The organism is Streptomyces lydicus (assembly GCF_001729485.1).
Classification (GTDB): Bacteria; Actinomycetota; Actinomycetes; order Streptomycetales; family Streptomycetaceae; genus Streptomyces; species Streptomyces lydicus_D.
In genome coordinates, this window is record NZ_CP017157.1 from 2,940,256 (window position 1) to 2,966,651 (window position 26,396).

A 26,396-nucleotide genomic window follows, 5' to 3' on the forward strand; every position below is an offset into this window, starting at 1 on the left:
GCGATGACCGACAGCAAGGCGCGGATCCTGGAGCAGGTGCGCGGCTACCACCAGGAGCACGAAAGCCGGGGATTCACCCCGGGGGTCACCCCCATCTGGCCGTCCGGCGCCGTACTCGACGAGGACGACCGGGTCGCGCTGGTCGAGGCGGCGCTGGACATGCGGATCGCGGCCGGGGTCAGCTCCCGCAGGTTCGAGCGGGAGCTGGCCAAGGCCCTCGGTCTGCGCAAGGCGCATCTGACCAACTCCGGTTCGTCGGCGAACCTGCTGGCCCTGTCGGCGCTGACCTCACCGCAGCTGGAGGACCGCCGACTGCGGCCCGGCGACGAGGTGATCACCGTGGCGGCCGGCTTCCCGACCACGGTCAACCCCATCCTGCAGAACGGCATGGTCCCGGTCTTCGTCGACGTCGAGCTGGGGACGTACAACACCACCCCGGAGCGGATCGCCGAGGCGATCGGGCCCCGCACCCGCGCGATCATGGTCGCGCACGCCCTGGGCAACCCGTTCGCCGCGGCCGAGGTCGCCGAACTCGCCGAGGCGCACGACCTGTTCCTCGTCGAGGACAACTGCGACGCCCTGGGCTCGACCTACCGAGGGCAGCTCACCGGGACCTTCGGGGACCTGGCGACCGTCAGCTTCTATCCCGCGCACCACATCACCACCGGCGAGGGCGGCAGCGTGCTCACGTCGAACCTCGCGCTCGCCCGGATCGTCGAGCAACTGCGGGACTGGGGCCGGGACTGCTGGTGCGAACCGGGCGAGGACAACACCTGCTTCAAGCGGTTCGACTACCAGATGGGCACGCTGCCGCACGGCTACGACCACAAGTACATCTTCTCCCACGTCGGGTACAACCTGAAGTCCACCGACCTCCAGGCCGCCCTGGGGCTGAGCCAGCTCGCCAAGCTCCCCGCGTTCGGCGAGGCCCGCCGCCGCAACTGGCAGCGTCTGCGGGAGGGGCTGGAGGGCGTGCCCGGACTGCTGCTGCCGCGGGCCACCGAGGGCAGCGACCCCAGCTGGTTCGGCTTCGCCCTCACCGTGCTGCCCGACGCCTCGTTCAAGGTCAAGGAGCTGACCGACTTCCTGGAGTCCCGCAAGATCGGCACCCGCCGCTTCTTCAGCGGCAACCTCACCCGCCACCCCGCCTACCTCGACCGGCCGCACCGGGTGGTCGGCGACCTCGTCAACTCCGACACGGTGACCGGGAGCACCTTCTGGATCGGCGTCTTCCCGGGCCTGACCGAGGAGATGACGGACTACGTCAGCGCCTCGATCCGGGAGTTCGTATGCGGTACCGCGAACTGAGCATCGAGGGCAGCCTGCTGCTGTCCCCCGACAAGATCACCGACTCCCGCGGCTGCTTCTACGAGGCGTACCGGCCCGGTGAACTCGCCGACCACGCGGGCCACCCCTTCACCGTCGCCCAGACCAACTTCTCCGTCTCGGCGCGCGGTGTGCTGCGCGGCATCCACGGCACGCGCACCCCACCCGGCCAGGCCAAGGTCGTCACCTGTCACCGGGGTGCCGTACTGGACGTGATCGTCGACATCCGCCTGGGGTCGCCCACCTTCGGCCGGCACCAGAGCCAGGTGCTGCGTGCCGAGTCCGGCGCGGCCGTGTACCTCGCCGAGGGCCTGGGGCACGCCTTCCTCGCCCTCACCGACGACACCTGCGTGGGCTACCTGTGCTCCACCCCGTTCGTACCGGGCACCCAGCTCGACCTCGACCCCTTCGACCCGGACCTCGCCATCGACTGGGGACCGGCGAAGGACCTGCACGTCTCGGAGAAGGACCGGCGGGCGCCCGGGCTCGCCGAGGCGGCACGGTCCGGGCTGCTGCCCGGCTACGACGACTGCCTCGCGCTCTACGAGCGGCTCCGCCGGGCCGCGGACCCGGCCGCGCCGGCGGCGGCCCCCTCGTGACGCACCGCCTTTCCCCGCCCGCACACCCCAGCCCTCCGCGCGCCGCACGCGCGCGGGAGGCCGACGCAACCGAACCCGGAGGGTCGTAACAGCCGTGTCCGAGCAGCGCGTACCGACGCACCAGCCCCCGAGCGCCCCCGAACCGGCGCGCGGGGACCACGAGGGCCAGACCCTCAACTCCTTCTACGGTGCCTTCCCCTACCCCTGGTCGCCGCACCAGCTGACCACGCTGGACGACCCGGCCTTCTACACCCGCTTCCTGTGCCAGGACGTGGGTGACGACACGGGTGGCCGGGTACCCGTCGACGCCGACATCTGGGTCGCCGGCTGCGGCACGAACCAGGCGCTGATCACCGCCCTGCGTTTCCCGGGCGCCCGCGTCCTGGGCACCGACGCCTCGGAGAACTCCCTCGCCCTGTGCGAGGCCAACGCCCGCAGCCTCGGCGTCACCAACCTGACGCTGCGTCACGAGGGCTTGACGAAGGCTCCGTACCGCGAGCAGTTCGACTACGTCCTGTGCACCGGCGTCATCCACCACAACCCGAACCCGTCGGTCTGCCTGCGGTCGCTGGCCGCCGCGCTGCGCCCGGACGCCGTGCTGGAGCTGATGGTCTACAACACCTACCACCGCCAGGAGATGATCGCCTTCCAGAAGGCGCTCACCCTGATGGGCATCGACCGGGTGGGGGAGTTGCCCGAGCGGCTCGCGCTCGCCCGCGGGCTGGGGGAGTCGGTACCCGCGGACGGGCTGCTCGGCCGCAAGATGGAGATGTTCGAGTACACCGACGAGGCGGCCTGGGCCGACAGCTGGATGAGCCCCCTCGAACACAGCTACTCCGTCGAGGAGCTGGCGGCGATGGCCGACGGCTGCGGCCTCGCCCTGGAGACGCCCACCGTCAACGCCTTCGACCAGGTCAGCGACAGCAACCAGTGGGACGTCCCGGTGCCGGACGGCGAGCTGCGTGCCCGCTATGACGCGCTGCCGGACCCGACGCGCTGGCAGCTGGTCAACCTGCTGCTGATGGACCGCTCGCCGATGCTGTGGTTCTACCTGGGCCGGGCCGGCCGGCCGCGCGCCACCGAGGCCGAGCGCGACCGCGCGTTCCTGGACACCGTGCACCGCCCCAGCGCCGCCCAGCAGCGCCGCTGGACCCGGCGGCCGGACGGCGGCTACCAGGAGGCGGAGACCACCACGGCCTTTCCCGCGGCCAAGCCGCCGGCCGCCGTCCGCCCGCTGTACGAAGCCGTCGACGGCGAGCGCACGATCCGGCAGCTCCTCGCGGACCTGGGCAGCGCGCCCACCCCGGCCGAAGTCCGCCGCGCCCGGCTGCAACTGACGACCAGTCAGTACCCCTTCCTGGTCGCCGACCGGACGCCCGCCCGGTGACGCCCGGGATGTCCCGCGGCACGCCGAAGAACTCCCACAGATGAGGCCCTCGTGAACACATCCCTGAACGCGTCGGACGCACCCCGGGCGGCCGCCTCCGCCACCCCGGACGGCTGGAAGGTCCTCCATGACGGCGGCCCCGGCGAGCTGGTGCTGGCCGTCGACTACGCCTCCACCGGCCGGCGCGAGTCCAGCTTCTTCGACATCGTCCCCAACCTGCCCGCGGACCGGACGGTCTGGGAGACCACCCAGCCCCCGCTCGGGCAGGAGACCGAGATGGGCGGAGCCGCGTACGTGGCCCGCTGGATGCGCGCGGTCACGGAGTCCGGCCGGCACGTCCGGGCCGTCATGGGCTACTGCGTGGGCAGCGTCTTCGCGGCCGCGCTGGCCGAGGAGATCGGCCGCATCCAGTCCGAGCCGCCCGTGGTGCTGATGTTCGACCCCTCCGTGCCGGTCTCGGTCAACCTCCGGCACGACTTCTGCAATGTCATCGACCACTACGCGACCATCCTCACCGAGGACGAGGTCCGCCACTGCAAGGCCGAGGCGCACCGGCTGTTCGCCGAGGACGACGACTTCGACCGGCTGGGCGCGCGGTACTCCCGGATGTTCGAGGAGGTCGTGGAGACCGCCTTCATCCGCAGCGAACTGGACGTCGAGCTGGGCCGCGAACTGTCGGACACCTTCGTCTCCTTCGTCCGCTACCTGGTCGCCGCCCGGCAGGTGGACCCCAGCCGCGTCTGGGCCCGGGGCACCGCCGTCAGCTCACGGGACTCGACCCCGGCCGCCGACCTCGCCGGCCACGAGATCCAGTTCCACATCGACCACCTCGACATCCTCCGCGACCCCGGCGTGGGCCGGGCGGTGACCGAGCTGCTGACCGCACCCCGCTGACCCATCCCGCACCTCAACCGCACGTCACACACTGCAAGGAAGGGACCAACCGCGATGTCACTCTCGACGGGGGCCACAGCGCGCACCGCCTCGCCCAAGGAACGGTCGCTGTGGATGCTCGACCGGCTCGTACCCGGTGCGGGCGCCAACAACGTCCCGGCGGCCCTGCGGATCGGCGGCCGGCTGGACCGCCCGGCCCTGCGGACGGCCCTGACCGCGGTGGTACGCCGCCACGACGCCCTGCGCACCGTCTTCCACGCCGCCGACGACACCCTCACCGCCTCGGTGCTCGCCCCCGGTGAGGCGGACCTGGACGTCCAGGAGATCGCGCCCTCGGCGGACGGGCCGCAGGCCGCCCTGACCTCCTTCGCCGCCCCGCCGTTCGCCCTCGACGGCCGCCCGCTGATCCGTGCGGGCGTCCTCGCCGACGGCGACGACGACGTGCTCTGCTTCGTCGTGCACCACCTGGTCTTCGACACCGTCTCCGCGGGCGTCTTCACCCGCTCCCTGGCCCGGGCGTACGCACGGGTGCTGCGCGGCGAGCAGCCCTACCCGCCCGACGAGGGCACCGGACCGGTCCCGGTGCTGGACGAACCCGCCCCCCGGTCGCGGAGCACCGACTTCTGGCGCGACCACCTGGCCGGCTTCGACCCCGGCGCGCTGGAGACGGACTGCGGCACCGGCCACAACCCCGACCGCCCCACGCTGGCCGGCGGCAGGCTGGACCACACCCTCTCGCCCGGGGCGACCGCGGCGGTGCGCAAGCTGGCCAAGGAACTGCGCGCCCCCGAGGCCGTGGTGCTGCTCGCCGCCTACTACCTGCTGCTAGCCGCGCACGGCGCCGGCCCCGACCTGGTCGTCGGCACGCCCGTCAACGTGCGCGGCGACGGCGCGGCGGACGCCATCGGCTACCACGTCAACACCCTGCCGCTGCGGACGGCGGTGGACCCCGGCGAACCGTTCCGCGCGCTCGTCACCCGTACCCGGAACGTCTTCTTCGGCGCCCTGTCCCATGCGGATGCCCCGGTCGACGGCCTGCTCGGGGAGGTCGCCCGGCCCGGCGCGTCCTGGCGCGGCTCGCTCTTCCGCCATGTGTTCAACTACGTCCCCGCCCCGGGCGACGCCGGCCTGACCTTCGGCGACGCCCCGGCCCGCACGGAGCCCGCCGAGACCGGGTACTGCAAGTTCGACCTGGAGCTGAACGTTCTCGCGACGCCGGACACCCTCTCCCTGCGCGCGGTCCACGGCACCGAGGCGCTCGCCGAGGCGGACGCCCGGGCACTGGTGCGGCGCTACGACGCACTGCTGTCCGGCCTCGGCGAGGCGGCGGACCGGACCGTCGCGGAGATCGAGGTGGGCACCGACGCCGACCGCGCCGCGCTGCGGACCGGGTACGAGGAGACGGTCCGCGCCGGGGGAGCGGCCGGGTTCGTGGCCGCCCCGGACGGCCGGGAGGCGCTGCCCGGCGTGCGCGGTGAACTGTGCCTCGTGGCCACCTCCCGCCCCGCTGCCGACGACGGGTACGACGGCGAACACCCGCTGCACGGGCCGTACCGCCGTACCGGCGAACTGGCCCGCCGCGGCCACGACGGCACGCTGGAGGTCCTCGGCCGGGCGGACCGTCGGGTCACCGTCCACGGCGTACCGGTGCAACTCGATCGCCTGGAGGCCCTGTTGGCCTCCGAGGACGGCGTGCGCGCGGCGGCCGCGGTGCTGCGGAAGGGCGACGACACCGGCACCGGCGGACTGGTCGCCTTCCTCGCGGCCCCCGACGACCCGCAGCTCCTGGACCGGCTGCGCAAGCGCGTCGGCGCCGAACTTCCGGCCGCCGCCGAACCGGGAGCCTTCGTGGTCCTGGACGCGCTGCCCACGGCCGCCGACGGGCGGCCGGACCTCGCGGAGCTGGAGCGCCGGGCCGCCGCCGACGGGGCCACCGGCGCCGGTGCTTCCGACGACTCCGACGGGCAGCTGCTGGCGGACCTGATCGAGCTGTGGCAGGACATCCTGGAACGCGACGACGTGGGCCCGCAGGCCAACTTCTTCGAGCTGGGCGGCCATTCGCTGCTCGCCGCGAAGGTGGCACAGCGCAGCGGCAAGCTGGCCGGCGTACGGGTCAGGCTCGCCGACGTCTTCGCCAACCCCACCCCGGTCACCCTGGCCGAGCACCTGCGCGCGGCCCGCGCCTGAACGGCGACGGGGCGGCGTACCCCCGCGGGTACGCCGCCCCGTCCGGCGCCGGAGGCGTCAGCCCACGGGCCGCTCGGCCCCCACGCGCCGGCTGTCCACCACCAGGTCCAGGTCCGAGGGGATCTCCGTACGGTGCCGCACATTGAGCTTGCGGTACACCCGCGTCAGGTGCTGTTCCACCGTGCTGACCGTGATGTGCAGCTTGCGGCTGATCTCGCGGTTGGTGTAGCCGAGCGTGGCGAGGGTGGCCACCCTCCGCTCGGCACTGCTCAGCGAGGCGATGTCGGCGGGGCCGGCCTGGACACGCAGCGGTCGGTCCACCTCCTCCGCGCCGGGGCTCGGTTTGAGCCGGCGCAGCAGCGGCTCGGCCTGGCAGTGCCGGGCGGCGTTCCACGCCTGCCGGGACACCATCCGCGCCCGCCCCGCGGCACCGAGCGCCCGATGCGCGTCACCGAGATCGGCCAGTGCCCGGGCCAGTTCGTACGGATTGTGCGCCGACTGGAGTTCCTCCACCGCCTCCGTCAACAGCGCCGGGCGCCGCTGGAGTTCGACGGTCGCGGCGCGCAGGCGCAGCGTGGTGCCCCGGAGGCGCGGGCTGTTCGCGCGGGGGCGGGCCAGCTGCTCGTCGAGGAGTTCGCGGGCTCGCGCCCGGTCCCCGAGCTGGATCAGGACCTCCGCCGCCGCGGACCGCCACGGTACGAGCGTGGGGACGTCCACGCCCCAGGCCGTCATCAGCTCGCCGCACGCCAGGAAGTCGCCCAGGGCGGCCTGCAGACGGTTGTTGGCCAAGTGGTGCTGTCCGCGCGCGTGCAGGTGGTACAGGCCGTACAGCGAGTCGAAGGCGGTCTCCGGCAGGGAGCCGGTCAGCTGGTCCGCCGCCTCCGTGTCCTTGCCCATCGCGGTGCAGGCGAGCGCGACGGCACCGGAGGCCAGGAACCCGAACGGTCCCCAGATCCGCCGCGGGATCAGCCGCAGCGCGGTGCGGGCATGCTCCTCGGCCGCCGACAGCTCTCCCTGCCGCAGCGCGATCTGCGCCTGCAGCGCGGCGAACACCGCCTGCCAGGTGGGGGCCCGGCGCGCGACCGCCTGTGCCTGCAGACTCCGGCACCAGACCGCCGCCTTGTCCAGGCGGTCGGAGTGGAACAGCGCCAGGATCGCGAACGCCAGCATCTCGAAGGTGTGGTCGCCGAGCGCGGCGTTCTGCAGGATGTGCTCGGCGTCCGCCACCACGTCCTTGCCGTCCTCGTCCCGGAGCGCGGTGGACAGCAGCGTCGCCGCCAGGAGCTCCGGATTGAGGGCGATGGTGGCCGGGGTACTGCCGTCGGGCGCCGGCTCCGCCGGGTACGCGGGGAAATCCTCCAGCAGGGACGGGAAGGTGCAGCCCAGCCACATCCGGGTGAGCTGCCGCTCGGTGGCGAGCTGCCGGTCCTCCCCGGCTCCGGACGGGCCCGGCGCCCGCAGCGCCTCGACGGCCTGTCGTTCCTCGACCGACCACAGCAGATGGCGCCGGATCACGGCCAGTACACCGGCGGAGCGCAGGCGCGGGTCCCGCGCCGGGGCCAGCAGGGACCGCAGGTGGCGGGTGGCGGCGGGGAGGTTCACCCGCAGTTCGGCGCGGGCCAGGTCCGCGATGACGGCGACGTGCTGGCGGTGGTCCAGGGCCGCCCGGTGGGCGAGTTCCAGACACCGGATGGCCGTTGCCGCGTCGTCACCGGCCAGCGCCTGCTCGGCCGCCTCCCGCAGGACGGGGACCGCCGAGGGGTCGGGCGCACCGCCGGCGCCGATCAGCTGCCGGGCGATGTCCAGCGCCGGGCTCCCGGTGTCGTGCAGCAGCCGTGCGCAGCGCCGGTGCAGCAGGGCCCGTTCCGCGGCCGGCATGCCGTCCAGGATCGCGGACCGCATCGCGGGGTGCCGGAAGCGCCCGGCGACGAGCAGCCCGGCCGCCTCCAGGATGCGTACGGCACGTTCGGCGCACAGCGTGTCGATGTCCAGTGCGCGGCACAGCACGTCGAAGGACCAGGCGTCGTCCAGCACGGCCAGCGCCCTGGCGACCCGGCCCGTCTTGGCGTCCCCGCGCCGCAGGCAGGTCAGCACCGCCTGGCGGAACATCTCGTCGACCACCGGCTCGGCGGGCACCGGGGCCCGGCCCGTACGGCCGGCCCGGGCGGACCCGGTGGCATCGGCGAGGACCGTCGCCAGCAGCGGATTGCCGCCGGAGACCGCGAACACCGCCGGAGCGAGCCGCCGGGCGGCGTCGTCGTCGAAGCGACGGCCGAGCAGTCCGGCGACCTCGGGCTCGGTCAGCGGCCGCAGCCCCAGGTGTCCGACGTGCGGCTCACGGGACATGTCGGTGTACGGCGTCAGGTCGGGCTCGGCCTCCAGCTGCTTGCTCAGCACCACCATGATGCGGGCCGAGCGCAGCCGTCGGGTCAGATGGGACAGACAGCGCATGGATGCTGCGTCCGCCTGGTGGACGTCGTCCACCGTGATGACCAGGGGGGTCTCCGCCGCGAGGGTGAGGAGTACCTCGCACAATCCCTGGTGGATGCGTGCGGACCTGCCCTCCGAGGCGTCCGGACCGCCGACCGCCGCCGGCTCGACGCCTTCCCCCAGGAGTTGTTCGGCCCGCCTGGTCGCCGGCTCGTCCAGCGGCGCGCTCCGCAGCAGCTGGCTCATCACGCCCAGCGGGAGCAACTGCTCCGAGGAGCAGGCCGTGGCGCTGAGCCATCGGGCACCGGACTGCAGGGCCTGCTCGGCCGCCGCGTGCAGCATCCCGGTCTTTCCCAGAGCGGCGGAGCCGGTGACGATGATGACGCCACCTCTGCCGCATTGGACGTCCGCGAACATCCGTCGCAGGACAGCCAGTTCCTCTTTCCGACCGACTAACGTCATCGCGCTTCCCCCGACATAGTGCTTCCTGGTCAGGAGAACCTCGAGATGGCGCGAGGAGCCACGCACACCTGGTCGACGAGCATTCCCCCGAACAGCTCGGAATGATCCAAACGATATCGAGCGCATGTCCGCGGGCGGGCGACTTGTGACATAGATAACAAGGGCGTATGGGGGCATTACGCACGCCCCCGCGCGCCGCTGCTGCACTTCGCCGTCGGGTTTGGTATGGGGCCCTCAGGGCCGGTAGCGCAGCGGATGATCCGCCGGGACCTCGGTCAGCACGATCCGGTGCCCGTCCGGGTCGGCGATCCACATCTCGATCAGCCCCCACGGCTCCTGGACGGGCGGCCGCAGCACCTCGACCCCGTGCGCCAGCAGCTCCTCGTGCGCGGCCGCCGCGTCCGCCACCTGGAGCCACAGCTGGAGGGTGTCGGTGGCGGGCTGCGCGGCGCGGCCGGAGACCTCCAGGAAGCCGCCGCCGAGGAAGTACACCGTGCCGCGCTCGGGCCCGGTGCCGAACTCCCGGTAGATCTCCAGACCCAGCGCCTCGCCGTAGAACGCCCGCGAGCGCTCGGGATCGGACGGCCGCAACAGCACCCGGCTGCTCAGTACGTGCACCATGCCGGCGACCCTACGCCGCCGCCCCCGCCCGGCCGGGGAAAAGACCCGGCCGTACGGCCCTGACATCGCCCACGGCTCTCTTGTTAGCCTCCCTTTCAGCCATTCGACCGCCATGTGCCGGCCATATCCGGCCGGGCCCGAGAGGACCGCGCCACCATGCCGACCAGCGAGCTGACCTTCCGTACCGCCCTCGCCACCGACGTCCCCGAGCTGGTCACGCTCATCGAGTCGGCCTACCGCGGGGACGCCAGCCGGGCGGGCTGGACGACGGAGGCGGACCTCCTGGAGGGACAGCGCACCGACCCGGCCGGGGTGGCCGCCGTGGTAAACGCCGACGGCGGCCGGCTGCTGATCGCCGAGCGGGACGGCGAGCTGATCGCCTGCTGCCAGCTCGAACACCGCGGCGACCACGCGTACTTCGGGATGTTCGCGGTCCGCCCGGAACTCCAGGGCGGCGGCCTCGGCAAGATCATCATCGCCGAGGCCGAGCGCACCGCCGTGGAGACCTGGGGCGCCCGCGAGATGCGGATGACCGTCATCCGGCAGCGCGCGGAACTGATCGCCTGGTACGAGCGCCGCGGCTACCGGCGCACCGGGCAGTTCACCCCGTTCCCGTACGGCGACGAGCGGTTCGGGATCCCGCAGGTCGCCGACCTGGAGTTCGAACTGCTGGTCAAGCCGCTGGGCTAGCGGAACCGGCGCCCCTACAGCCGCCCCGCCCGGATGATCCGCTGCAGGAACTGCCGGGTGCGCTCCTGCCGCGGGTCGCCGAAGACCTGCTCGGGCGCGCCGCGCTCCAGCACCACCCCGCCGTCCAGGAAGCACACCTGGTCCGCGACCTCCCGCGCGAAGGCCATCTCATGGGTGGCGAGGACCATCGTCATGCCCTCCTCCTTGAGGTCGCGGACCACCCCGAGCACCTCGCCGACCAGTTCGGGGTCGAGCGCCGCGGTGATCTCGTCGAGGAGCAGCAGCCGGGGACGCCCGGCCAGCGCCCGGACGATCGCGACCCGCTGCTGCTGGCCGCCACTGAGCCGGTCCGGGTACTCCCCGGAACGCCCGCCCAGCCCCAGCCGCTCCAGCAGTTCATGGGCGCGGGCCTCGGCCTCCGCGCGCGGCACTCCGTGCACCCGGCGCGGTGCCAGCGTGATGTTGTCCAGCACGGTCATGTGCGGGAAGAGGTTGTACGCCTGGAAGACCACCCCGATCCGGCGGCGCACCGCGTCCGCGTCCGCCCGCGGATCGGTGATCTCCTCGCCGTCCAGGAAGATCGCCCCGTCGTCGATCTCCTCCAGCAGATTGGCGCACCGCAGCAGCGTGGACTTGCCCGACCCCGAGGCGCCGATCAGCGCCGTCACGGTGTGCGGGGCGACCTCCAGATCCACGTCGCGCAGCACCACCGTGCCCCGCCCGTACGTCTTGCGCACCGACTCCAGCCGCAGCACCGGCCCGTCGCCCGGACCCGCTGCCGCCCCCTCGGCCGCCGGTGCGTCCTCCGTCGTGCTCATACGATGCCTCCCTGGGCCCGCCTGCGGTCCATCCGGGACGTGATCCAGTCCGTGAAGCGCGTCATCGGGATGGTCAGCGCGACGAAGACCAGCCCGGCCACGACGTACGGCGTGAAGTTGAAGTCCCGGCCGGCGATGATCTGCGCCGCGTACACGGCGTCCACCGCACCCGCGATGGAGACCAGCCCGGTGTCCTTCTGCAGGGACACCAGGTCGTTCAGCAGCGGCGGCACCACCCGGCGCACCGCCTGCGGCAGCACGACGTGGCGCAGCGCCTGCCCGCTGGAGAGCCCCAGCGACCGGGCCGCGGCCCGCTGCGAGGGATGCACCGACTCGATGCCGGCCCGGAAGACCTCGGCGACGTACGCCGAATACGTCAGCACCAGCGCGGAGCCGCCCAGCACCACCGGGTCGGTGGTCACGCCCTGGAGCCGCAGCGCCGGCACCCCGAAGACCACCATCAGCAGGCAGATGATCAGTGGCAGCCCGCGGAAGAAGTCGGTGTACGCGGTGGCCAGCGCCCGCAGCGGGAAGAACACCGGCCCGCGCAGCGTCCGCGCCACCGCGAGCAGCAGCCCGAGCACGAGCACCGCGGCCCCGCAGGCCACCAGCAGTTGCAGATTCAGCAGCAGCCCGTCCAGCACCTTGGGCAGCGACTTGCGGGCGTACTCGGCGCTGAAGAAGGTCTCGCGGGTGCGCGGCCAGCCGGGGGAGCCCGTGATCACCAGGAAGAGGACCACGGCGGTGACCAGCGTGCTCAGCGCCGCGACCGCGGTCGCCCGCCGGGCCCTGGACCGCTTGAACCGCTCCCGCTCGATCCGCCGCTGCGAGGGCACGTATCCGTCGTCCGCAGGCCCGGGCAACGCCTGCTTCACGTACGTCACTTGAGCACCGGGGCGTCGACGGTGTCGGTCAGCCACTTCTTCTCCAGCGCGCCCAGCGTGCCGTCCTTGCGCAGCGCGTCGACCGCGGCCGACACACACCCGGTGATCCGGCTCTCCCGGTCCAGGACCAGCCCGAACTGCTCCCTGCCCTTCCCGTCGGTGGCGAACTGGCCGACCACCTCGGCGTCCTTCACCTCGGCGGACGTGATGTAGAAGGCCGTGGGCAGGTCGGTGACGATCGCGTCGACCTGGCCGTTGCGCAGGGCGGACTTGGCGAGATCGTTCTTCTGGAAGGCCGCCACGGGCCGGGTCGGCCGGAGGGTGTCGGTGGCGACGTCCAGACTGGTGCTGCCGACCTGCGCGCCGAGCTTGAGGTCCTTGAGGTCGGCCAGGGACGTGGCGCGCGCGGCCCTGGAGCCCTTCAGGGCGATGACGGCCTGGCGTACGTCGTAATAACCGGAGGAGAAGGCGACGGCGCGCTTGCGCTCGGGACTGATGGAGATCTGGTTGATGTCGAAGTCGAACTTCTTCTCACCCGGCGCGAAGGCGTTGTTGAACGGCACGGTCTGCCACTCGACCGCTTCCTTGCCGTAGCCCAGCCGCTTGGCGACGGCGTAGGCCACCGCCGACTCGAAGCCCTTGCCGTTGGCCGGGTCGTCGTCGGTGAACCACGGTGCGTACGCGGGCTTGTCGGTGCCGACGGTCAGCTTGCCGGGCGCCACGGTGGCCAGTTTGCCGCGGTCGCAGCTCCGGGGGCCCTGCCCGGCGGCCCGCGGGCCACCGGGGGATTCGTCCTGCGGGGCGCAGCCGACGGCCGCGGTGAGCAGCACCGCGGCGGTGCAAGCGGCAAGGCGGAGAGGGCGGTTGACGAGGCGCATGGCGGGAGAGTGGCAGCGGGCACGGCCCCCTGTCGAGATCATTACGGGAAACGTCCGCATGCTGGAAGCCCGTTGCGCGCGTGTGAACGGGGTATTTCCCCCGCCGGGCGCGCCGTTACGCGGTGAAGCGCACCGCCCGCCGGATCTCCGGGAGGTCGGTCACCACGCCGTCCAGCCCCAGGCCGCGCGCCAGTCGCAGCTGATCGTGGGTGTTGACCGTCCAGGCGACGACCTTCAGATGGGCGGCGTGCGCCCGCTCGACCAGTTCCAGGGTGAGCCGCCGGATGTTCAGCGAAAGCATCGTCGCGCCGACGGCCTGGGCCCGGTCCACCACATCGGCGCCGTAACGGCTTGCCACGAGCGCGGTGCGCACCCCCGGCAGCAGGGTGCGGATCGCGGCCAGTGCCTCGTCGTGGAAGGAGATCACGTCGACCCGGCCGACCAGGTCGCGCGCCCGCATCACCTCGGCCAGTGCCTGCGCGGCCGCCACGTCCTTGATCTCGGCCTGCAGCGGCGCCTTGACCGCCTCCACCACCTGCTCGAAGACGGGGATCCGCTCGCCCTCCCCGGCGTCCAGTTCCCGCAGCTCGGCCAGGGTGCGCTCGGCGATCGGACCGGTGCCGTCGGTGGTCCGGTCCACGTCCGCGTCGTGCATGACCACGAGCGCGCCGTCCTTGCTCAGGTGCAGATCCAGCTCGATGACGTCGAGCCCCTCGTGCTGGGCGCGTACGAAGGAGCGCAGGGTGTTCTCGGGCTCCACGCCCATGATCCCGCGGTGTCCGATGGTCAGAAAGGACAAGGCTGCCTCGCTTCTGTCGGCTCGGTACTGCTGTCGGCTCTTCGTCAGTGTCGACCGTCGACCGTCGACAACGGCGGAACGAAATGGCGCTCAGCCTAACGGGCCCACGAGGCGATGAACCGGTTGCGGAGTCGACCGCGGTGTGTCCAGTACGCGTACCCGCCATATCCGGGTCCCAGACACTCACCCGTGCGTGGGCGCGTCCGCGCCGTGCTGACACCAACCGCGCGGAAGGGGCATTCCGGGCGCCCCGGAGTAGTCGTGTGGCATATGCCATACGGCTGTCGCGGGGGTGCCGTACGCCCTGTGCCGGCAGCCCCGTCCGCCGGAGGAAGCGCGGAATCTCTTGGCATTGCTGGCAGGAAGTGTGGCCGTAGTCGCCACGGACAGGAAAAAGTGACGTGTCCGGCCGGTGTCGACAGGATAATTTTCGGTAACCCCACTTGAGTCGGCGAACCCCGGCTGGTTACCGTGTGCTGACAGCACGATCTACCGCCGGAGGGCAGTCATGACGGAAATTCTTTCGCCTGTGGGTGTCCAGGGAGGCACTCCCACCGCAGAGCGTGTGGTCGAGCACCCTGCATGGCCCGCGCTCAAGGACGCCGTCGAGGCCATCCGGCCGTGGCAGTCCAAGGACGGTTCGATCGACCTGACCGCGGAGGGCGCGCCGTCCGCCGGCGCGGTCCGCGCCGAGGTCGAGCGCGTCATAGCGGCCGTCGAGGAGCTCGCACCGCTCCTCCCGCACAACGCCGCCTACCACCGCGCGCTCGTCACCGACCTGCGCCGCTGGGCCGACGAGGGCTTCGGCGTGCCGGACTTCCTGGACTCGCTGCTCGCGTTCCAGCCCGCCCGGCAGCGCGCCGACGGCCTTCCGCATCTCGTGCTGTTCCCCATGTACACGCAGAACGGCAACTTGGACCGCAACTTCGAGGCCGTCGTGCTGCGCATGGTCTGGCCGGACTGGCTCGCCGACCTGGAGCGCACCCGCTACGACAACCCCCTCTTCTGCGGGATCGCCTTCGAGGACTTCACGGCCGGCTACGACACCAACTCCGCCGTGCTCTTCCCGGAGACCATCGCGGTGCGCGAGGCCCCCGAGCGCTTCACCTGGGGCGGCATCTTCTGCGACCGCGAGGCCGCCCGCTTCCGCCGGGTCAGCGAGGCCGCCGTCGAGACGCTCGGCATCGAACTCCCCGAGGACCTCCGGGAGATGCTGACCGACCAGGACCGCTGCCAGGAGGCGTTCGTCCTGTGGGACATGGTCCACGACCGCACCCACAGCCACGGCGACCTGCCCTTCGACCCCTTCATGATCAAGCAGCGCCAGCCGTTCTGGATGTACGGCCTGGAGGAGCTGCGCTGCGACCTCACCGCCTTCAAGGAGGCCGTGAAGCTGGAGACCGAGGGGTACGCCCAGGCCCGGGACGTGCAGTTCGCGGTGATCTTCGACCGGATGTTCCGCTTCCCCGTCACCGGCGACCGGGTCCGCAACTACGACGGCCTCGGCGGCCAGCTGCTCTTCGCCTACCTGCACAAGCACGACGTCGTACGCTGGACGGACAACACACTGCACATCGACTGGGAGCGGGCGCCCAAGGTCACCAACCAGCTGTGCGGTGAGATCGAAAAGCTCTACCGCGACGGCATCGACCGGCCCAAGCTGGTCCACTGGTTCGCCGCGTACGACCTCGTCTCGACCTACCTCGCGCCGCACCCGGGTTCGGTCTGGGCCAAGGGTCCCGACGCCCTCGACCTGGACCTGCCGCCGCGCAAGCTCGTGGACGACGTGCTCCCCGACGAGTTCCCGCTGAGCATGTTCTACGAGGCGCTCGCCAAGAAGCTGCGCGGTGTGATCGCCTCCACCAAGGGCATCACTGCTCACAGCAACGAACTGGCGGCGGCGTGAACAACGACCGGAACACCCGGCCACAGGCCGTCCAGGCGCAGGACGAGGAGGCGACGGAGATGGTTACTTCGACGGGCGGCCAGGGGCCGCTGGAGGGCGCGGTCATCGCGGTGGCCGGCGCGGCCGGGCCGGCGGGGCGTGCCACGCTGATGCGGCTGGCCGAGGCAGGCGCGGTGGTCGTCGGCTCGGACTCCAACCCCGAGCGGCTCGCGGAGGCCGTGGACGCGGCCCGCTACGCCCATGGCGGGGCCACGGTCATAGGGGAGACCGTCGACCTCCTCGACCTGGACCAGACCCGCGAGTGGGCGGCCCGTACGGAGAAGGAATTCGGCCGGATCGACGGCCTGGTGCACCTCGTCGGCGGCTGGCGCGGCTCGTCGACCTTCGCGGAGACCGACCTGGCGGACTGGGACCTCCTGCACAAGCTGCTGATCCGCACCGTCCAGCACACCTCCCTCGCCTTCCAGGACGCCCTGGAGCGCAGCGGCAACGGCCGCTACCTGCTCACCAGCGCGGCCGGCGCCTCCAAGCCCACCGGCGGCAACGCCGCCTACGCCGCGGCGAAGGCCGCCGCCGAGGCGTGGACGCTCGCCATGGCCGACGGCTTCCGCAAGTCGGGGGGCGAGCAGGGGCCGCGTGCCGCGGCTGCGATCCTGGTCGTCAAGGCGCTCGTCAACGACCAGATGCGTGCCGAGCGACCGAACGCAAAGTTCGCGGGCTTCACGGACGTCAAGGAGCTGGCCGAGGCCATCGCCGGCGTCTGGGACCGGCCCGCCCAGGAAGTGAATGGACAGCGTCTGTGGCTGACCCCCGAGCCGTGAGCGGAGCGACGACCGACGCACGGCAGCACCACGATCCCGGGACCCGCGGCTTCGCCAGCGACAACTACGCCGGCGCCCACCCGGAGGTCCTGGCCGCGCTCGCCCTCGCCAACGGCGGCCACCAGGTCGCCTACGGCGAGGACGACTACACCGCGCACCTCCAGCGCGTCTTCCGCAGCCACTTCGGGCAGCGCGCCGAGGCGTTCCCGGTCTTCAACGGCACGGGCGCCAACGTCGTCGCCCTGCAGGCCGTGACGGACCGCTGGGGAGCGGTGATCGCCGCCGAAACCGCACACATCAACGTCGATGAGTGCGGTGCGCCCGAGCGGGTCGGCGGTCTCAAGCTGCTGACCGTACCGACCGAGGACGGCAAGCTCACCCCCGAGCTGATCGACCGCCAGGCGTGGGGCTGGGACGACGAGCACCGCGCCATGCCGCAGGTCGTCTCGATCACCCAGAGCACCGAGCTGGGCACGGTCTACACGCCCGACGAGGTCCGGGCGATCTGCGACCACGCGCATGAGCGCGGCATGGTGGTCCACCTGGACGGCTCGCGGATAGCCAACGCCGCGGCGACCCTCGACGTCCCGATGCGGGCCTTCACCAACGCCGTGGGCGTCGACATCCTCTCCTACGGCGGCACGAAGAACGGCGCGGTCTTCGGCGAGGCCGTGGTCGTGCTCAACCCCGACCGGGTGCGCGCGATGAAGCACCTGCGGAAGCTGTCCATGCAGCTCGCCTCCAAGATGCGCTTCGTCTCCGTCCAGTTGGAGGCGCTGCTCGCCAAGGACCTGTGGCTGCGCAACGCCCGCCACGCCAACACCATGGCCCAGCGGCTGGCGGCCGGCGTACGGCAGATCGACGGGGTCCAGATCCTCTACCCCGTCCAGTCCAACGCGGTCTTCGCCCGCCTCCCGCACGACGTGAGCGAACGCCTCCAGAAGCGCTACCGCTTCTACTTCTGGGACGAGCAGGCCGGCGACGTCCGCTGGATGTGCGCGTTCGACACCCGCGAGGAGGACGTCGACGGCTTCCTCGCGGCGCTTCGCGAGGAGCTGCGCTGAGCGCTGCGCTTGGCGGGCCCCGTACGTTGTTTTCCGTCCCGCCGTGGTGGTTTCTCTCCGTGGCGCCTGCGGCGGGCCGGGTTGTTGTCGGGTGCGGTGCCGGCCCTCCGGACTTCGTCCTGCGGTCCGTCCCCTCCCGTGGGAGGGAATGGTGAAGGCCGGTGGGGGCGAGCGTCAGTAACAACGCTCGCCCCCACCGGCCTTTACTTCTCCCACTACGGGAGGGGCCGCGCCGCAGGACGAAGTCCGGAGGAGCGGCACCGCACCCGACCACCCACGCCCGCCGCAGACGCCACGGCGAGAAACCACCACGGCGGGACGGACAACAACGTGGGAAGCCCGCCAAACGCAGTGGACCGGTGTAGTGGAGTGGACTGGAGGGTGCTGTTTGCTGAACCATGGGCGGCCGTGCTCCAATGCCTGCGAGACGCAGTCTCGAACGGCCCCTGCCCACCGCACTCTGAGGAACGGCCCGATGTCCAGCCCCCGGCGCGTCTCCGGCGCGACCCTGTCCCTGTCCGTCTCCGACGAGGTCAGTGCCCTGGCACCGGGCTTCGGCTACCTCGCCGTCACGGCGCACGGGCTCACCAACGGGCCCAGCGACGAAGCCGGGTCGGCGCTCCTGGACGACGCCGCCCGCCGTCTCGCCCGGCGCCTGGACGGGCGCGCCCCGCAGGACGATCCGCACATCGCGGCCTGGCGCGCCGCCTACACCGCTTTCGGCAGCAAGCCCTCGCGCACCCGTAACTCCGCCGAGGCGCTCGCCAAGCGTGCCCTCGCGGACGGCGGGCTGCCGCGCATCAACCGCCTCGTCGACCTCTACAACGCCGTCAGCGTCGCCCATCTGCTCCCGGTGGGCGGCGAGGACCTGGACCGCATCCAGGGCGGGATGCGGCTCGTACGGGCCACCGGTGTGGAGCCGTTCGCCACCGCGGCCGGCGGCGAGGAGGTCATCGAGCACCCGGACGCGGGCGAGGTGGTGTGGTGCGACGACGAGGGCGTCACCTGCCGTCGCTGGAACTGGCGCCAGGGCACCCGCACCCGCCTGACCGAGGACTCGGTCAACGCCCTCTTCCTGCTGGAGCGGATGGCCCCGATGCCCCTGGACGACCTGACGGCCGCGGGCACCGAATTGGCCGAGGCGCTGCAGAAAGCCTGTCCCGGCGCCCGTATCGAGATCGGTGACGTCCGGGCCCGGTGACCCCGGGCTCCGTTACGCGGTGCTCCCCGGCGCCGCCGGTGCCGTACCGCCCAGGTGCGCCGGGATCCACCAGGTGTCCTCCGCGTCGCGGGGACGCACCGGGTAGGCGCGCTGTGCGGCCTCCAGCAGGTCCTGCACCCGGGAGCGGAGCCGGTCGGTGATCTTCTCGGCGTGCTCGGCCGGGTCGGCCTCCACCGGCTCGCCCACCCGGATCGTTATCGGGAGGTGGTGCCGGCCCAGGTCGCGCTTGTGGCCCTTGGTCCACAGTCGCTGGGTGCCCCACAGGGCCAGCGGGATCAGCGGTACGCCCGCCTCCTGGGCCAGCCGGGCGGCACCCGACTTGAAGTTCTTCAGGGTGAAGGACTCGGAGATCGTCGCCTCCGGGAAGACCCCGATGATCTCGCCCGAACGCAGCGCGGTCAGTGCGTGCTTGTAGGCGTGCATCCCCTGCGCGCGGTCCACCGGGATGTGCTTCATCGCGCGCATCAGCGGCCCCGACACCTTGTGCCGGAACACCGACTCCTTCGCCATGAAGCGCACCAGGCGCTTGGCCGGCCGCGCGGCCAGGCCCGCGAAGACGAAGTCGAGATAGCCGATGTGATTGCTCACCAGCACCGCCCCGCCGCGGCGCGGGATGTGATCCGCCCCGGCGATGTCGAACTTGAGATCGAGCGCCTTGAAGAGCGTGCGCGCGGCGCCGATCACCGGCGGATAGACGAGCTCTGCCATTGTCCGGAGGACCCCTTTTCCGTGCCTGGGGAGGGTTCTCCCGGCGGAAAGCTACGCCGCCGTAACCGCGGCTTTCGGGAGATCGTGCCCGATCCCGGCCGTGGCGGCCAGCGCATGGGACGTCACGGACGCGAGATTCTTGTCACGTGGCGACCGGCTCAGCCGACCGCTCGGCGCAGCAGAAGGTACATCTCGCACCCCAGGCAGTACCCGAAAGCGGCATTGAGGAAGGCCGCAGCGAGCGCGCAGCCGGTGGCCGCGAGTCCCAGCCAGGCCGGCCCCACGAGGTAGCCGGCCAACCCCACCACGGCGAAGAACAGCCCGACGCTCTGGGCGAAGCGTGGCGGCGCGGGGTCCTCGAACTCGGTCGGTGCGGACAGTCGCGGCCGCACCGCCACCCTGAACAGCCGCGCATAGGGCGAGTGCTGGACACCGGCCACCGCACCGACCGCGAACACCAGTGTCTGGAGGGCCAGCAGCGGCGCGCTCCCGCTGATCAGCACGGCCGCCAGCACCACAGCGGTCAGAGCGGCCCCGAACCTCGGACCCCGTACGTCGATCCTCTCGGCAGTCATGCCTCTCACCCTCCCGCAGAACCGGCCGCCCGGGGGCCCGGGAATCTTTGCGGTCTCGTGAACGCTGCACCCGGAGATGACCGGACTCATGGTGTGCATCGCGGTGCTCGCGGCGGCGAGCGCATTCGGCGTGTGGCACCGACGCCGCAACGGGAGGATCACGGTGCACAAGAGGGACGAGCACGGCGACGCGCCACGACTGGGCGCCGCCGAGATCGGCGCGGAACTGGGGGAGCGGGCCACCCTGCTGCAGTTCTCCAGCGCCTTCTGCCAGCCCTGCCGCGCCACCCGCCGCACCCTCGTCGAGGTCGCCGGAATGATCGACGGCGTGGCCCATGTCGAGATCGACGCGGAGGCCCACCTCGACCTCGTACGGGAACTCAACGTGCTGCGCACGCCCACCGTCCTCGTGCTCGACGCGGCCGGCCGGATCGTGCGTCGCGCCGCGGGCCAGCCCCGTAAGGCGGATGTGATCGCGGCACTGGGCACGGCGGTCCGTGATTGATCTCCCAGATGGCGGGCGGCCCTTGACGCTGTGGTGCCCGCATCGTCACTCTGACGTGATGCGGCCAGGACCCCTTCTCTACGGACGCGCCCACGTCGACCTTCTGCGGACCGCCAGCGCGCGCTGTCCGGGCATGTGAGCAGCGACGACACCACCGCCGCCGGCAGCTACCGGGCCGCCCGCGGCTCCGCCTCGGCCCGTACACCACAGGAGAAGGACAACTCCATGACGGCCTCGCCCGATCTCGGCACGCCCCGCACCGCCGCACCGGACCTCCTGCGCTCCGTCTTCCGCCAGCACGCCGCCGGCGTCGCGGTGATCACCGCGCAGGGTGCCGCCCCCGTCGGCTTCACCGCCACCTCCCTCACCTCCGTCGCCGCCGATCCCCCGCTGCTGTCGTTCGGCATCGGCACCGGCGCCTCCAGCTGGCCGGCCGTCTCCGAGGCCGCGCACGTCGGCGTCCACATACTGGGCGAGCACCAGGAGGAGCTGGCCGCCACCTTCGCCCGCAGCGGCGCCGACCGCTTCGGCCCCGCCACCTCCTGGCGCACCGGCCCGGAGGGCGTGCCCCTCCTGGACGGCGTACTGGCCTGGATGGTGTGCCGGGTGGTTGCCCGGGTGCCGGCCGGCGACCACCGGATCGTGCTCGCCGAGCCGGTCGTCGGCGACCCCGCGGGGCCCGGCCGCCCGCTCCTCTACCACCAGGGTCGCTTCAACGCGCTGCGGAACTGAGAGGTTCCGGCTCGGCGCTCCGTTCCTCCGTTCAGGGCCGTTGGCAAGGTCACATTTCGACGGCCTTGATTCGGGGCACGAGACTGTATGTACTGGCGAGTAATATGGCGGTCGGCGTGGGGGATCCACATCCGACCGGGAGCCGCCCCAACAGGCGCCTATGCTGCCAATACAAGGCAGTTCTGAAGAGACGAAGCAGGTAGGAGAGCCGGCGTGAGCTTGAGGATCGTTGTCTGTGTGAAGTACGTGCCCGACGCCACCGGCGACCGGCACTTCGCCGAGGACCTGACCGTCGACCGTGACGACGTGGACGGCCTCCTCTCGGAGCTCGACGAGTACGCCGTCGAGCAGGCGCTGCAGATCAAGGAAGCCGCCGACGACGCGGAGATCACGGTTCTGACCGTCGGTCCCGAGGACGCCAACGACGCGCTGCGGAAGGCCCTGTCCATGGGCGCCGACAAGGCCGTCCACGTCGAGGACGACGACCTGCACGGCACCGACGCGCTCGGCACCTCGCTCGTGCTCGCCAAGGCGATCGAGAAGACCGGCTACGACCTCGTCGTCTGCGGCATGGCCTCCACCGACGGCACCATGGGCGTGCTCCCGGCGCTGCTGGCCGAGCGGCTGAACGTCCCTCAGGTCACCCAGCTCTCCGAGGTTTCCGTGGCCGACGGCAAGGTCACCGGCCGCCGGGACGGCGACACCGCCAGCGAGCAGCTGGAGGCCGCGCTGCCGGCCGTCGTGTCCGTCACCGACCAGTCGGGCGAGGCGCGCTACCCGTCCTTCAAGGGCATCATGGCCGCCAAGAAGAAGCCGGTGGAGTCCCTGGACCTGGACGACCTGGGCATCGACGCGGACGAGGTCGGCCTGGAAGGCGCCTGGACCAAGGTCGAGGACGCGGCCGAGCGTCCGGCCCGTACGGCCGGCACGATCGTCAAGGACGAGGGCGAGGGCGGCAAGCAGCTCGCCGAGTTCCTCGCGGGCCAGAAGTTCATCTAGGCCCGTCCTTACCTCAACCGCCCTCATTCTTCCCGCAGGAGAGCAATCCCATGGCTGAAGTCCTTGTCTACGTCGACCACGTGGACGGCGCCGTCCGCAAGCCCACCCTCGAACTGCTCACCCTCGCCCGCCGCATCGGCGACCCGGTAGCCGTTCACCTCGGCCCGAACGCCGAGGAGGCCGCGAAGGTCCTCGCCGAGCACGGTGCCGTCAAGGTGCTCGCCGCCGACGCGCCGGAGTTCGCCGAGTACCTCGTCGCCCCCAAGGTCGACGCGCTGCAGGCCGCCTACGACGCGGTCTCGCCGGCCGCCGTGCTGCTGCCGTCCTCCGCCGAGGGCAAGGAGATCGGTGCCCGCCTCGCGGTCCGCATCGGCTCCGGCATCATCACCGACGCCGTCGACCTGGAGTCCGGCGACGAGGGCCCGGTGGCCACCCAGTCCGTCTTCGCGGCCTCGTACACCACCAAGTCCCGGGTCAGCAAGGGCACTCCGGTCATCACCGTCAAGCCCAACTCCGCCGCCCCGGAGGCCGCGCCGGCCGCCGGCACGGTCGAGCAGCTCGCGGTGACCGTCGCCGACTCCTCCAAGGGCACCAAGGTCGTCTCGCGCACCCCGCGTGAGTCCACCGGCCGCCCGGAGCTGACCGAGGCCGCGATCGTGGTCTCCGGTGGCCGTGGTGTCAACGGTGCCGAGAACTTCCCGGTCATCGAGGCGCTCGCCGACTCGCTCGGCGCGGCCGTCGGCGCCTCGCGCGCCGCGGTGGACGCCGGCTGGTACCCGCACACCAACCAGGTCGGCCAGACCGGTAAGTCGGTCTCGCCGCAGCTGTACATCGCGGCCGGCATCTCCGGCGCGATCCAGCACCGCGCCGGTATGCAGACCTCGAAGACCATCGTCGCCATCAACAAGGACGCCGAGGCCCCGATCTTCGACCTGGTCGACTACGGCGTGGTCGGCGACCTCTTCGACGTCGTCCCGGCCCTCACCGACGAGGTCAAGACCCGCAAGGGCTGAACCCGTCCGGATAGCGCCGGAGCACCTGCGGCGCGCACGCCGAGGCCCCGTACGCAGCGCGCGTACGGGGCCTCGCGTCGTGGGCGGGTGGCCGGCTTCAGGTGCGCGTCGGCCTCAGGTCTGCGGGAGCCGGTCCTTGCCCGGCTCGCCGACCGGGACCGGCTGGAGCACCGCGACATCCAGCGGAGCGGCCAGCGCCTCGGCGATCTCCGCGCCGATCGCCTCCAGCGCCGGCCCCGCCGAGTGCGCGTCGAGGCTCGCCCGGTCGGACCAGTTCTCGATGACGGTGACCCGGTCCTCGCCCTCGTGCACGGCGTAGAGCAGACAGCCATCTTTCAGGGCCTCAGAAGCCCAAGGGGGTGTTTCCGGGCCGGGCCCGAAGGCCCGCGCTAGGCGCCCGTGACTCCGTCGATCCGCTCGCGCAGCAGGTCCGCGTGGCCGTTGTGGCGCGCGTACTCCTCGATCATGTGGACGTAGATCCAGCGCAGGCTGAGGGTGCGCCCCCGGGAGGCCGGGAAGGTCTCGTCCAGTCCGCGGTCGGCCACCGCCTTGTCGCAGGCGGCGATCTCGGCACGCAGGGCCGCCAGATCGGCCTCGGCGGCGGCCGGGTCCAGGTCGTCGAAATCGGCGTCCTCATTCTCCGCGGTGATGTGGACGTCGGGGATCTCCTCGCCGAGGAAACGCCGGCGGAACCAGCTGCGTTCCACCTCGGTCATGTGGCGCACCAGACCGAGCAGCGTGAGGGTGGACGGCGGGGTGCTCGCCCGGGCCAGCTGATCGCCGTCGAGCCCGGTGCACTTGGCGAGCAGGGTGTCGCGGTGGAAGTCGAGCCAGCCCTGCAGCATCTCCCGTTCGCCGGCCGTGGTCGGGAGTTCTCTGCGCTGTATGGAGGGTGCGATCCAAGTCATGACGGCGAGTCTGACGTCCTCCAGGGGCGGGCGCCACGGGTTTTGGGGCCCCGGGCCGGGCCCGTGACCTGCGCCGCCTCGGGCGAGGGGGTGTTGACCTCGTCAACCGACCCGGTTAACTTCGCTCTACGGATTGTTGATTCCATTAAGCGGAAAACGCCCGCGCGTCAGCGTCGGGCGTAGTCACCGGGAGGGTATCGAATGGGGCAGCACGAGACCGTGGCGACGAGCCTCGCGGACACCGTACGCGAGGGCATCGGAGCCGCCCTTGCCGAGGTGGACGCGGACCTGGCCCGGCGCTACCCCGGCGACCCCGGCACCCGCCAGCCGGTGCACACGGTCTACGTCCCCGGCGACGTCTTCGCCGCCGACACCCTGCGTTCCTGGGGCGACCAGGCACTCGCCGCCCTCGACGAGCACGCCCCCGACGCCGCCGCGCTCGCCGCCGTACTGGACATCCCCGACGCGCTCGCCGCCGACGTCCACGACCGCGTACGCGCCAAGCTGACCCGTGAGCCCATCGAGGACCTGCGGATCGACTTCGAGGACGGCTACGGCCCGCGCCCGGACGTCGAGGAGGACGCTGCCGCGGCCCGCGCCGCCGCCCTGGTCGCCGCCGCGTACGGTGGGGGCACCTCCCGGCCGGAGGCTGGGGGAGGCACCGCGGCCCCCTACATGGGCATCCGGATGAAGTGCATGGAGGCCGCCGTCCGTGACCGCGGCATCCGCACCCTCGACATCTTCCTGACCGGTCTCATGGAGGCCGGCGGCCTGCCCGACGGCCTGGTCCTCACGCTCCCGAAGGTGACCTACGCCGAGCAGGTCACCGCCATGGTGCGGCTGCTGGAGGCGTTCGAGAAGGCGCGTGGCCTGGAGAGCGGCCGGATCGGCTTCGAGATCCAGATCGAGACCACCCAGTCGATCCTGGGCGCCGACGGCCGGGCCACCGTGGCCCGCATGATCGAGGCCGCCGAGGGCCGGGCCACCTCGCTGCACTACGGCACCTTCGACTACAGCGCCTCCTGTGGCGTCAGCGCGGCGCACCAGTCCCTCGACCACCCGGCGGCCGACCACGCCAAGGCCGTCATGCAGGTGGCCGCGGCGGGCACCGGCGTCCGCCTCTCGGACGGCTCGACCAATGTCCTCCCGGTCGGCCCCACCAAGCAGGTGCACGACGCCTGGCGGCTGCACCACGGCCTCGTCCGCCGCTCCCTGGCCCGTGCCTACTACCAGGGCTGGGACATGCACCCGGCGCACCTGCCCACCCGTTACGCGGCGGTCTACGCCTTCTACCGCGAGGGACTCGAACAGGCGGCGGCCCGGCTCACCGCGTACGTGGCCAAGGCGGGCGGCGACGTCATGGACGAGCCCGCCACCGCCAAGGCCCTCAGCGGCTACCTCCTGCGCGGCCTGGACTGCGGCGCCGTGGACACCACCGAGGTCGCCCACCTCACCGGCCTGACCCGCACCGACCTCGACGCCTTGGCGGGCCGCCCGACGAAGACGGGGTGAGCGGGGGGCACAGCCGTGGGCGGCGCCGGGGCGGGGCCGGGGCGGGGCCGGTCGACGCCGGGGCCGGGCCGGTCGGTGCCGGTGCCGGGGCTGGTCGATGCCGAGGCCGGGGCCGGGGCCGGGCGGGGTTGGGGTCGGGGTCGGTGGACGTCGATGCCGGGGCCGGGGCCCGGCCCCATGCCTGAAGCCTCTCCTGCCTGAAGTCTTCCCTGCCTGACGCCTTCCCCAACTGAAGCCTTCCCTGCCTGAAGCCTTCCTTGGCGCCGAACTCACCCCCCACCCCCGAACCCACCCCCGCCCCCTCCCCCGAAGGGGGAGGAGGGGGAGGGGGCGGGGGAGAGCCGCGCGCGTTCGGAAGCCCGCTCCACGCGGGCGCGCGGAAGGTTCATGGCAGGCGGAAGGCTCACGGCGGGCGCGGAAGCTGCGTCGCGCGTGCGCGTAACGGCGGGCCGCGCG

At 72.2% G+C, this 26,396-nt stretch carries 25 protein-coding genes; 15 read left to right on the plus strand and 10 right to left on the minus strand.

Annotated features, from left to right (window positions below; all coding sequences use genetic code 11):
* Nucleotides 1-3 precede the first annotated feature (3 nt).
* The 5 genes from rfbH (at nt 4) to SL103_RS12625 (ending at nt 6,393) form a co-directional block, all read left to right on the plus strand.
* On the plus strand, nt 4-1,308 hold the full coding sequence (rfbH, locus tag SL103_RS12605; protein WP_069568943.1) for a lipopolysaccharide biosynthesis protein RfbH: 1,305 nt from the start codon (nt 4-6) through the stop codon (nt 1,306-1,308).
* The gene (locus SL103_RS12610; RefSeq protein WP_069568944.1) at nt 1,290-1,925 is read left to right on the plus strand and encodes a dTDP-4-dehydrorhamnose 3,5-epimerase family protein; all 636 of its coding nucleotides are present in this window, start codon (nt 1,290-1,292) and stop codon (nt 1,923-1,925) included. The genes rfbH and SL103_RS12610 overlap by 19 nt, the downstream gene beginning before the upstream one ends.
* Before the next feature lie 94 nt (nt 1,926-2,019).
* Nucleotides 2,020-3,312, plus strand: a complete 1,293-nt coding sequence (locus SL103_RS12615) for a class I SAM-dependent methyltransferase (RefSeq protein ID WP_069568945.1) — start codon at nt 2,020-2,022, stop codon at nt 3,310-3,312.
* A gap of 51 nt (nt 3,313-3,363) precedes the next feature.
* Nucleotides 3,364-4,206, plus strand: coding sequence for a hypothetical protein (locus tag SL103_RS12620; protein WP_069568946.1), 843 nt, complete (start codon nt 3,364-3,366; stop codon nt 4,204-4,206).
* A 54-nt stretch (nt 4,207-4,260) separates the two neighbouring features.
* Entirely contained in the window at nt 4,261-6,393 is a 2,133-nt protein-coding gene (locus SL103_RS12625) for a condensation domain-containing protein (protein ID WP_069568947.1), read from the plus strand.
* A gap of 57 nt (nt 6,394-6,450) precedes the next feature.
* On the opposite strand, the gene SL103_RS12630 is transcribed toward SL103_RS12625, so the two are convergent.
* The gene (locus SL103_RS12630; RefSeq protein WP_079145708.1) at nt 6,451-9,462 is read right to left on the minus strand and encodes an AAA family ATPase; all 3,012 of its coding nucleotides are present in this window, start codon (nt 9,460-9,462) and stop codon (nt 6,451-6,453) included.
* 57 nt (nt 9,463-9,519) lie between these two features.
* Complete coding sequence (locus SL103_RS12635) at nt 9,520-9,906, minus strand: VOC family protein (protein WP_069568949.1); 387 nt, start codon at nt 9,904-9,906, stop codon at nt 9,520-9,522.
* A gap of 156 nt (nt 9,907-10,062) precedes the next feature.
* Here SL103_RS12635 and SL103_RS12640 point away from each other — a divergent pair, with 156 nt between their 5' ends.
* Nucleotides 10,063-10,596 (plus strand): GNAT family N-acetyltransferase, encoded by a 534-nt coding sequence (locus SL103_RS12640; RefSeq protein WP_069568950.1) that lies wholly within the window; start codon nt 10,063-10,065, stop codon nt 10,594-10,596.
* Nucleotides 10,597-10,610: 14 nt separating this feature from the next.
* Here the strand turns inward: SL103_RS12640 and SL103_RS12645 are convergent, their stop codons facing one another.
* From SL103_RS12645 to SL103_RS12660, 4 genes are all read right to left on the minus strand, one after another.
* A complete protein-coding gene (locus SL103_RS12645) occupies nt 10,611-11,414 on the minus strand; it encodes an amino acid ABC transporter ATP-binding protein (protein ID WP_069568951.1) in 804 nt (267 codons plus the stop codon).
* Entirely contained in the window at nt 11,411-12,298 is an 888-nt protein-coding gene (locus tag SL103_RS12650) for an amino acid ABC transporter permease (protein ID WP_397740814.1), read from the minus strand. Before SL103_RS12650 ends, SL103_RS12645 begins: the two co-directional genes overlap by 4 nt.
* Nucleotides 12,295-13,176 carry an ABC transporter substrate-binding protein gene (locus tag SL103_RS12655; protein WP_069568952.1) on the minus strand — a complete coding sequence of 294 codons (882 nt, stop codon included), beginning with the start codon at nt 13,174-13,176 and terminating at the stop codon, nt 12,295-12,297. Before SL103_RS12655 ends, SL103_RS12650 begins: the two co-directional genes overlap by 4 nt.
* Nucleotides 13,177-13,291: 115 nt before the next feature.
* Nucleotides 13,292-13,975, minus strand: coding sequence for a glycerophosphodiester phosphodiesterase (locus SL103_RS12660; RefSeq protein WP_069568953.1), 684 nt, complete (start codon nt 13,973-13,975; stop codon nt 13,292-13,294).
* Between the two features lie 508 nt (nt 13,976-14,483).
* Between SL103_RS12660 and SL103_RS12665 the strand changes: the two genes are divergently transcribed.
* The 4 genes from SL103_RS12665 (at nt 14,484) to SL103_RS12680 (ending at nt 18,967) form a co-directional block, all read left to right on the plus strand.
* Complete coding sequence (locus tag SL103_RS12665) at nt 14,484-15,881, plus strand: DUF6421 family protein (protein WP_079145709.1); 1,398 nt, start codon at nt 14,484-14,486, stop codon at nt 15,879-15,881.
* A gap of 59 nt (nt 15,882-15,940) precedes the next feature.
* Nucleotides 15,941-16,702 carry an SDR family NAD(P)-dependent oxidoreductase gene (locus SL103_RS12670; protein ID WP_069573647.1) on the plus strand — a complete coding sequence of 254 codons (762 nt, stop codon included), beginning with the start codon at nt 15,941-15,943 and terminating at the stop codon, nt 16,700-16,702.
* Nucleotides 16,699-17,766: a threonine aldolase family protein gene (locus tag SL103_RS12675; protein WP_099055408.1), complete on the plus strand. Its 1,068-nt coding sequence runs from the start codon at nt 16,699-16,701 to the stop codon at nt 17,764-17,766. Before SL103_RS12670 ends, SL103_RS12675 begins: the two co-directional genes overlap by 4 nt.
* A gap of 475 nt (nt 17,767-18,241) precedes the next feature.
* Nucleotides 18,242-18,967 carry a B3/B4 domain-containing protein gene (locus tag SL103_RS12680; RefSeq protein ID WP_069568956.1) on the plus strand — a complete coding sequence of 242 codons (726 nt, stop codon included), beginning with the start codon at nt 18,242-18,244 and terminating at the stop codon, nt 18,965-18,967.
* 12 nt (nt 18,968-18,979) lie between these two features.
* On the opposite strand, the gene SL103_RS12685 is transcribed toward SL103_RS12680, so the two are convergent.
* Together SL103_RS12685 and SL103_RS12690 are read right to left on the minus strand one after the other, a co-directional pair.
* Nucleotides 18,980-19,696 (minus strand): lysophospholipid acyltransferase family protein, encoded by a 717-nt coding sequence (locus SL103_RS12685; RefSeq protein ID WP_069568957.1) that lies wholly within the window; start codon nt 19,694-19,696, stop codon nt 18,980-18,982.
* A gap of 158 nt (nt 19,697-19,854) precedes the next feature.
* The gene (locus tag SL103_RS12690) at nt 19,855-20,271 is read right to left on the minus strand and encodes a DUF4395 domain-containing protein (RefSeq protein WP_069568958.1); all 417 of its coding nucleotides are present in this window, start codon (nt 20,269-20,271) and stop codon (nt 19,855-19,857) included.
* A gap of 76 nt (nt 20,272-20,347) precedes the next feature.
* On the opposite strand from SL103_RS12690, the gene SL103_RS12695 reads away from it, so the two are divergent.
* The 4 genes from SL103_RS12695 (at nt 20,348) to SL103_RS12710 (ending at nt 23,520) form a co-directional block, all read left to right on the plus strand.
* A complete protein-coding gene (locus SL103_RS12695) occupies nt 20,348-20,776 on the plus strand; it encodes a TlpA family protein disulfide reductase (protein ID WP_069568959.1) in 429 nt (142 codons plus the stop codon).
* A 225-nt stretch (nt 20,777-21,001) separates the two neighbouring features.
* Complete coding sequence (locus tag SL103_RS12700; RefSeq protein ID WP_069573648.1) at nt 21,002-21,508, plus strand: flavin reductase family protein; 507 nt, start codon at nt 21,002-21,004, stop codon at nt 21,506-21,508.
* Nucleotides 21,509-21,721: 213 nt separating this feature from the next.
* The gene (locus SL103_RS12705; RefSeq protein WP_033271207.1) at nt 21,722-22,507 is read left to right on the plus strand and encodes an electron transfer flavoprotein subunit beta/FixA family protein; all 786 of its coding nucleotides are present in this window, start codon (nt 21,722-21,724) and stop codon (nt 22,505-22,507) included.
* A gap of 50 nt (nt 22,508-22,557) precedes the next feature.
* Complete coding sequence (locus SL103_RS12710; protein WP_069568960.1) at nt 22,558-23,520, plus strand: electron transfer flavoprotein subunit alpha/FixB family protein; 963 nt, start codon at nt 22,558-22,560, stop codon at nt 23,518-23,520.
* Between the two features lie 114 nt (nt 23,521-23,634).
* On the opposite strand, the gene SL103_RS39390 is transcribed toward SL103_RS12710, so the two are convergent.
* The gene (locus SL103_RS39390; protein ID WP_347877893.1) at nt 23,635-24,003 is read right to left on the minus strand and encodes a putative quinol monooxygenase; all 369 of its coding nucleotides are present in this window, start codon (nt 24,001-24,003) and stop codon (nt 23,635-23,637) included.
* The gene (locus SL103_RS12720) at nt 23,910-24,428 is read right to left on the minus strand and encodes a DinB family protein (RefSeq protein WP_069568962.1); all 519 of its coding nucleotides are present in this window, start codon (nt 24,426-24,428) and stop codon (nt 23,910-23,912) included. Before SL103_RS12720 ends, SL103_RS39390 begins: the two co-directional genes overlap by 94 nt.
* A 201-nt stretch (nt 24,429-24,629) precedes the next feature.
* On the opposite strand from SL103_RS12720, the gene SL103_RS12725 reads away from it, so the two are divergent.
* Nucleotides 24,630-25,940, plus strand: a complete 1,311-nt coding sequence (locus SL103_RS12725) for a DUF6986 family protein (RefSeq protein WP_069568963.1) — start codon at nt 24,630-24,632, stop codon at nt 25,938-25,940.
* Nucleotides 25,941-26,396 lie beyond the last annotated feature (456 nt).

Bases quoted from the DNA above. Each gene is read 5' to 3' on its own strand.
- rfbH (WP_069568943.1), top strand. From the start codon at position 4: ATGACCGACAGCAAGGCGCGGATCCTGGAGCAGGTGCGCGGCTACCAC.
- SL103_RS12610 (WP_069568944.1), top strand. From the start codon at position 1,290: ATGCGGTACCGCGAACTGAGCATCGAGGGCAGCCTGCTGCTGTCCCCC.
- SL103_RS12625 (WP_069568947.1), top strand. From the start codon at position 4,261: ATGTCACTCTCGACGGGGGCCACAGCGCGCACCGCCTCGCCCAAGGAA.
- SL103_RS12630 (WP_079145708.1), bottom strand. From the start codon at position 9,462: ATGCCCCCATACGCCCTTGTTATCTATGTCACAAGTCGCCCGCCCGCG.
- SL103_RS12635 (WP_069568949.1), bottom strand. From the start codon at position 9,906: ATGGTGCACGTACTGAGCAGCCGGGTGCTGTTGCGGCCGTCCGATCCC.
- SL103_RS12640 (WP_069568950.1), top strand. From the start codon at position 10,063: ATGCCGACCAGCGAGCTGACCTTCCGTACCGCCCTCGCCACCGACGTC.
- SL103_RS12645 (WP_069568951.1), bottom strand. From the start codon at position 11,414: ATGAGCACGACGGAGGACGCACCGGCGGCCGAGGGGGCGGCAGCGGGT.
- SL103_RS12655 (WP_069568952.1), bottom strand. From the start codon at position 13,176: ATGCGCCTCGTCAACCGCCCTCTCCGCCTTGCCGCTTGCACCGCCGCG.
- SL103_RS12665 (WP_079145709.1), top strand. From the start codon at position 14,484: ATGACGGAAATTCTTTCGCCTGTGGGTGTCCAGGGAGGCACTCCCACC.
- SL103_RS12670 (WP_069573647.1), top strand. From the start codon at position 15,941: ATGGTTACTTCGACGGGCGGCCAGGGGCCGCTGGAGGGCGCGGTCATC.
- SL103_RS12680 (WP_069568956.1), top strand. From the start codon at position 18,242: ATGTCCAGCCCCCGGCGCGTCTCCGGCGCGACCCTGTCCCTGTCCGTC.
- SL103_RS12685 (WP_069568957.1), bottom strand. From the start codon at position 19,696: ATGGCAGAGCTCGTCTATCCGCCGGTGATCGGCGCCGCGCGCACGCTC.
- SL103_RS12690 (WP_069568958.1), bottom strand. From the start codon at position 20,271: ATGACTGCCGAGAGGATCGACGTACGGGGTCCGAGGTTCGGGGCCGCT.
- SL103_RS12695 (WP_069568959.1), top strand. From the start codon at position 20,348: ATGACCGGACTCATGGTGTGCATCGCGGTGCTCGCGGCGGCGAGCGCA.
- SL103_RS12700 (WP_069573648.1), top strand. From the start codon at position 21,002: ATGACGGCCTCGCCCGATCTCGGCACGCCCCGCACCGCCGCACCGGAC.
- SL103_RS12710 (WP_069568960.1), top strand. From the start codon at position 22,558: ATGGCTGAAGTCCTTGTCTACGTCGACCACGTGGACGGCGCCGTCCGC.
- SL103_RS12720 (WP_069568962.1), bottom strand. From the start codon at position 24,428: ATGACTTGGATCGCACCCTCCATACAGCGCAGAGAACTCCCGACCACG.
- SL103_RS12725 (WP_069568963.1), top strand. From the start codon at position 24,630: ATGGGGCAGCACGAGACCGTGGCGACGAGCCTCGCGGACACCGTACGC.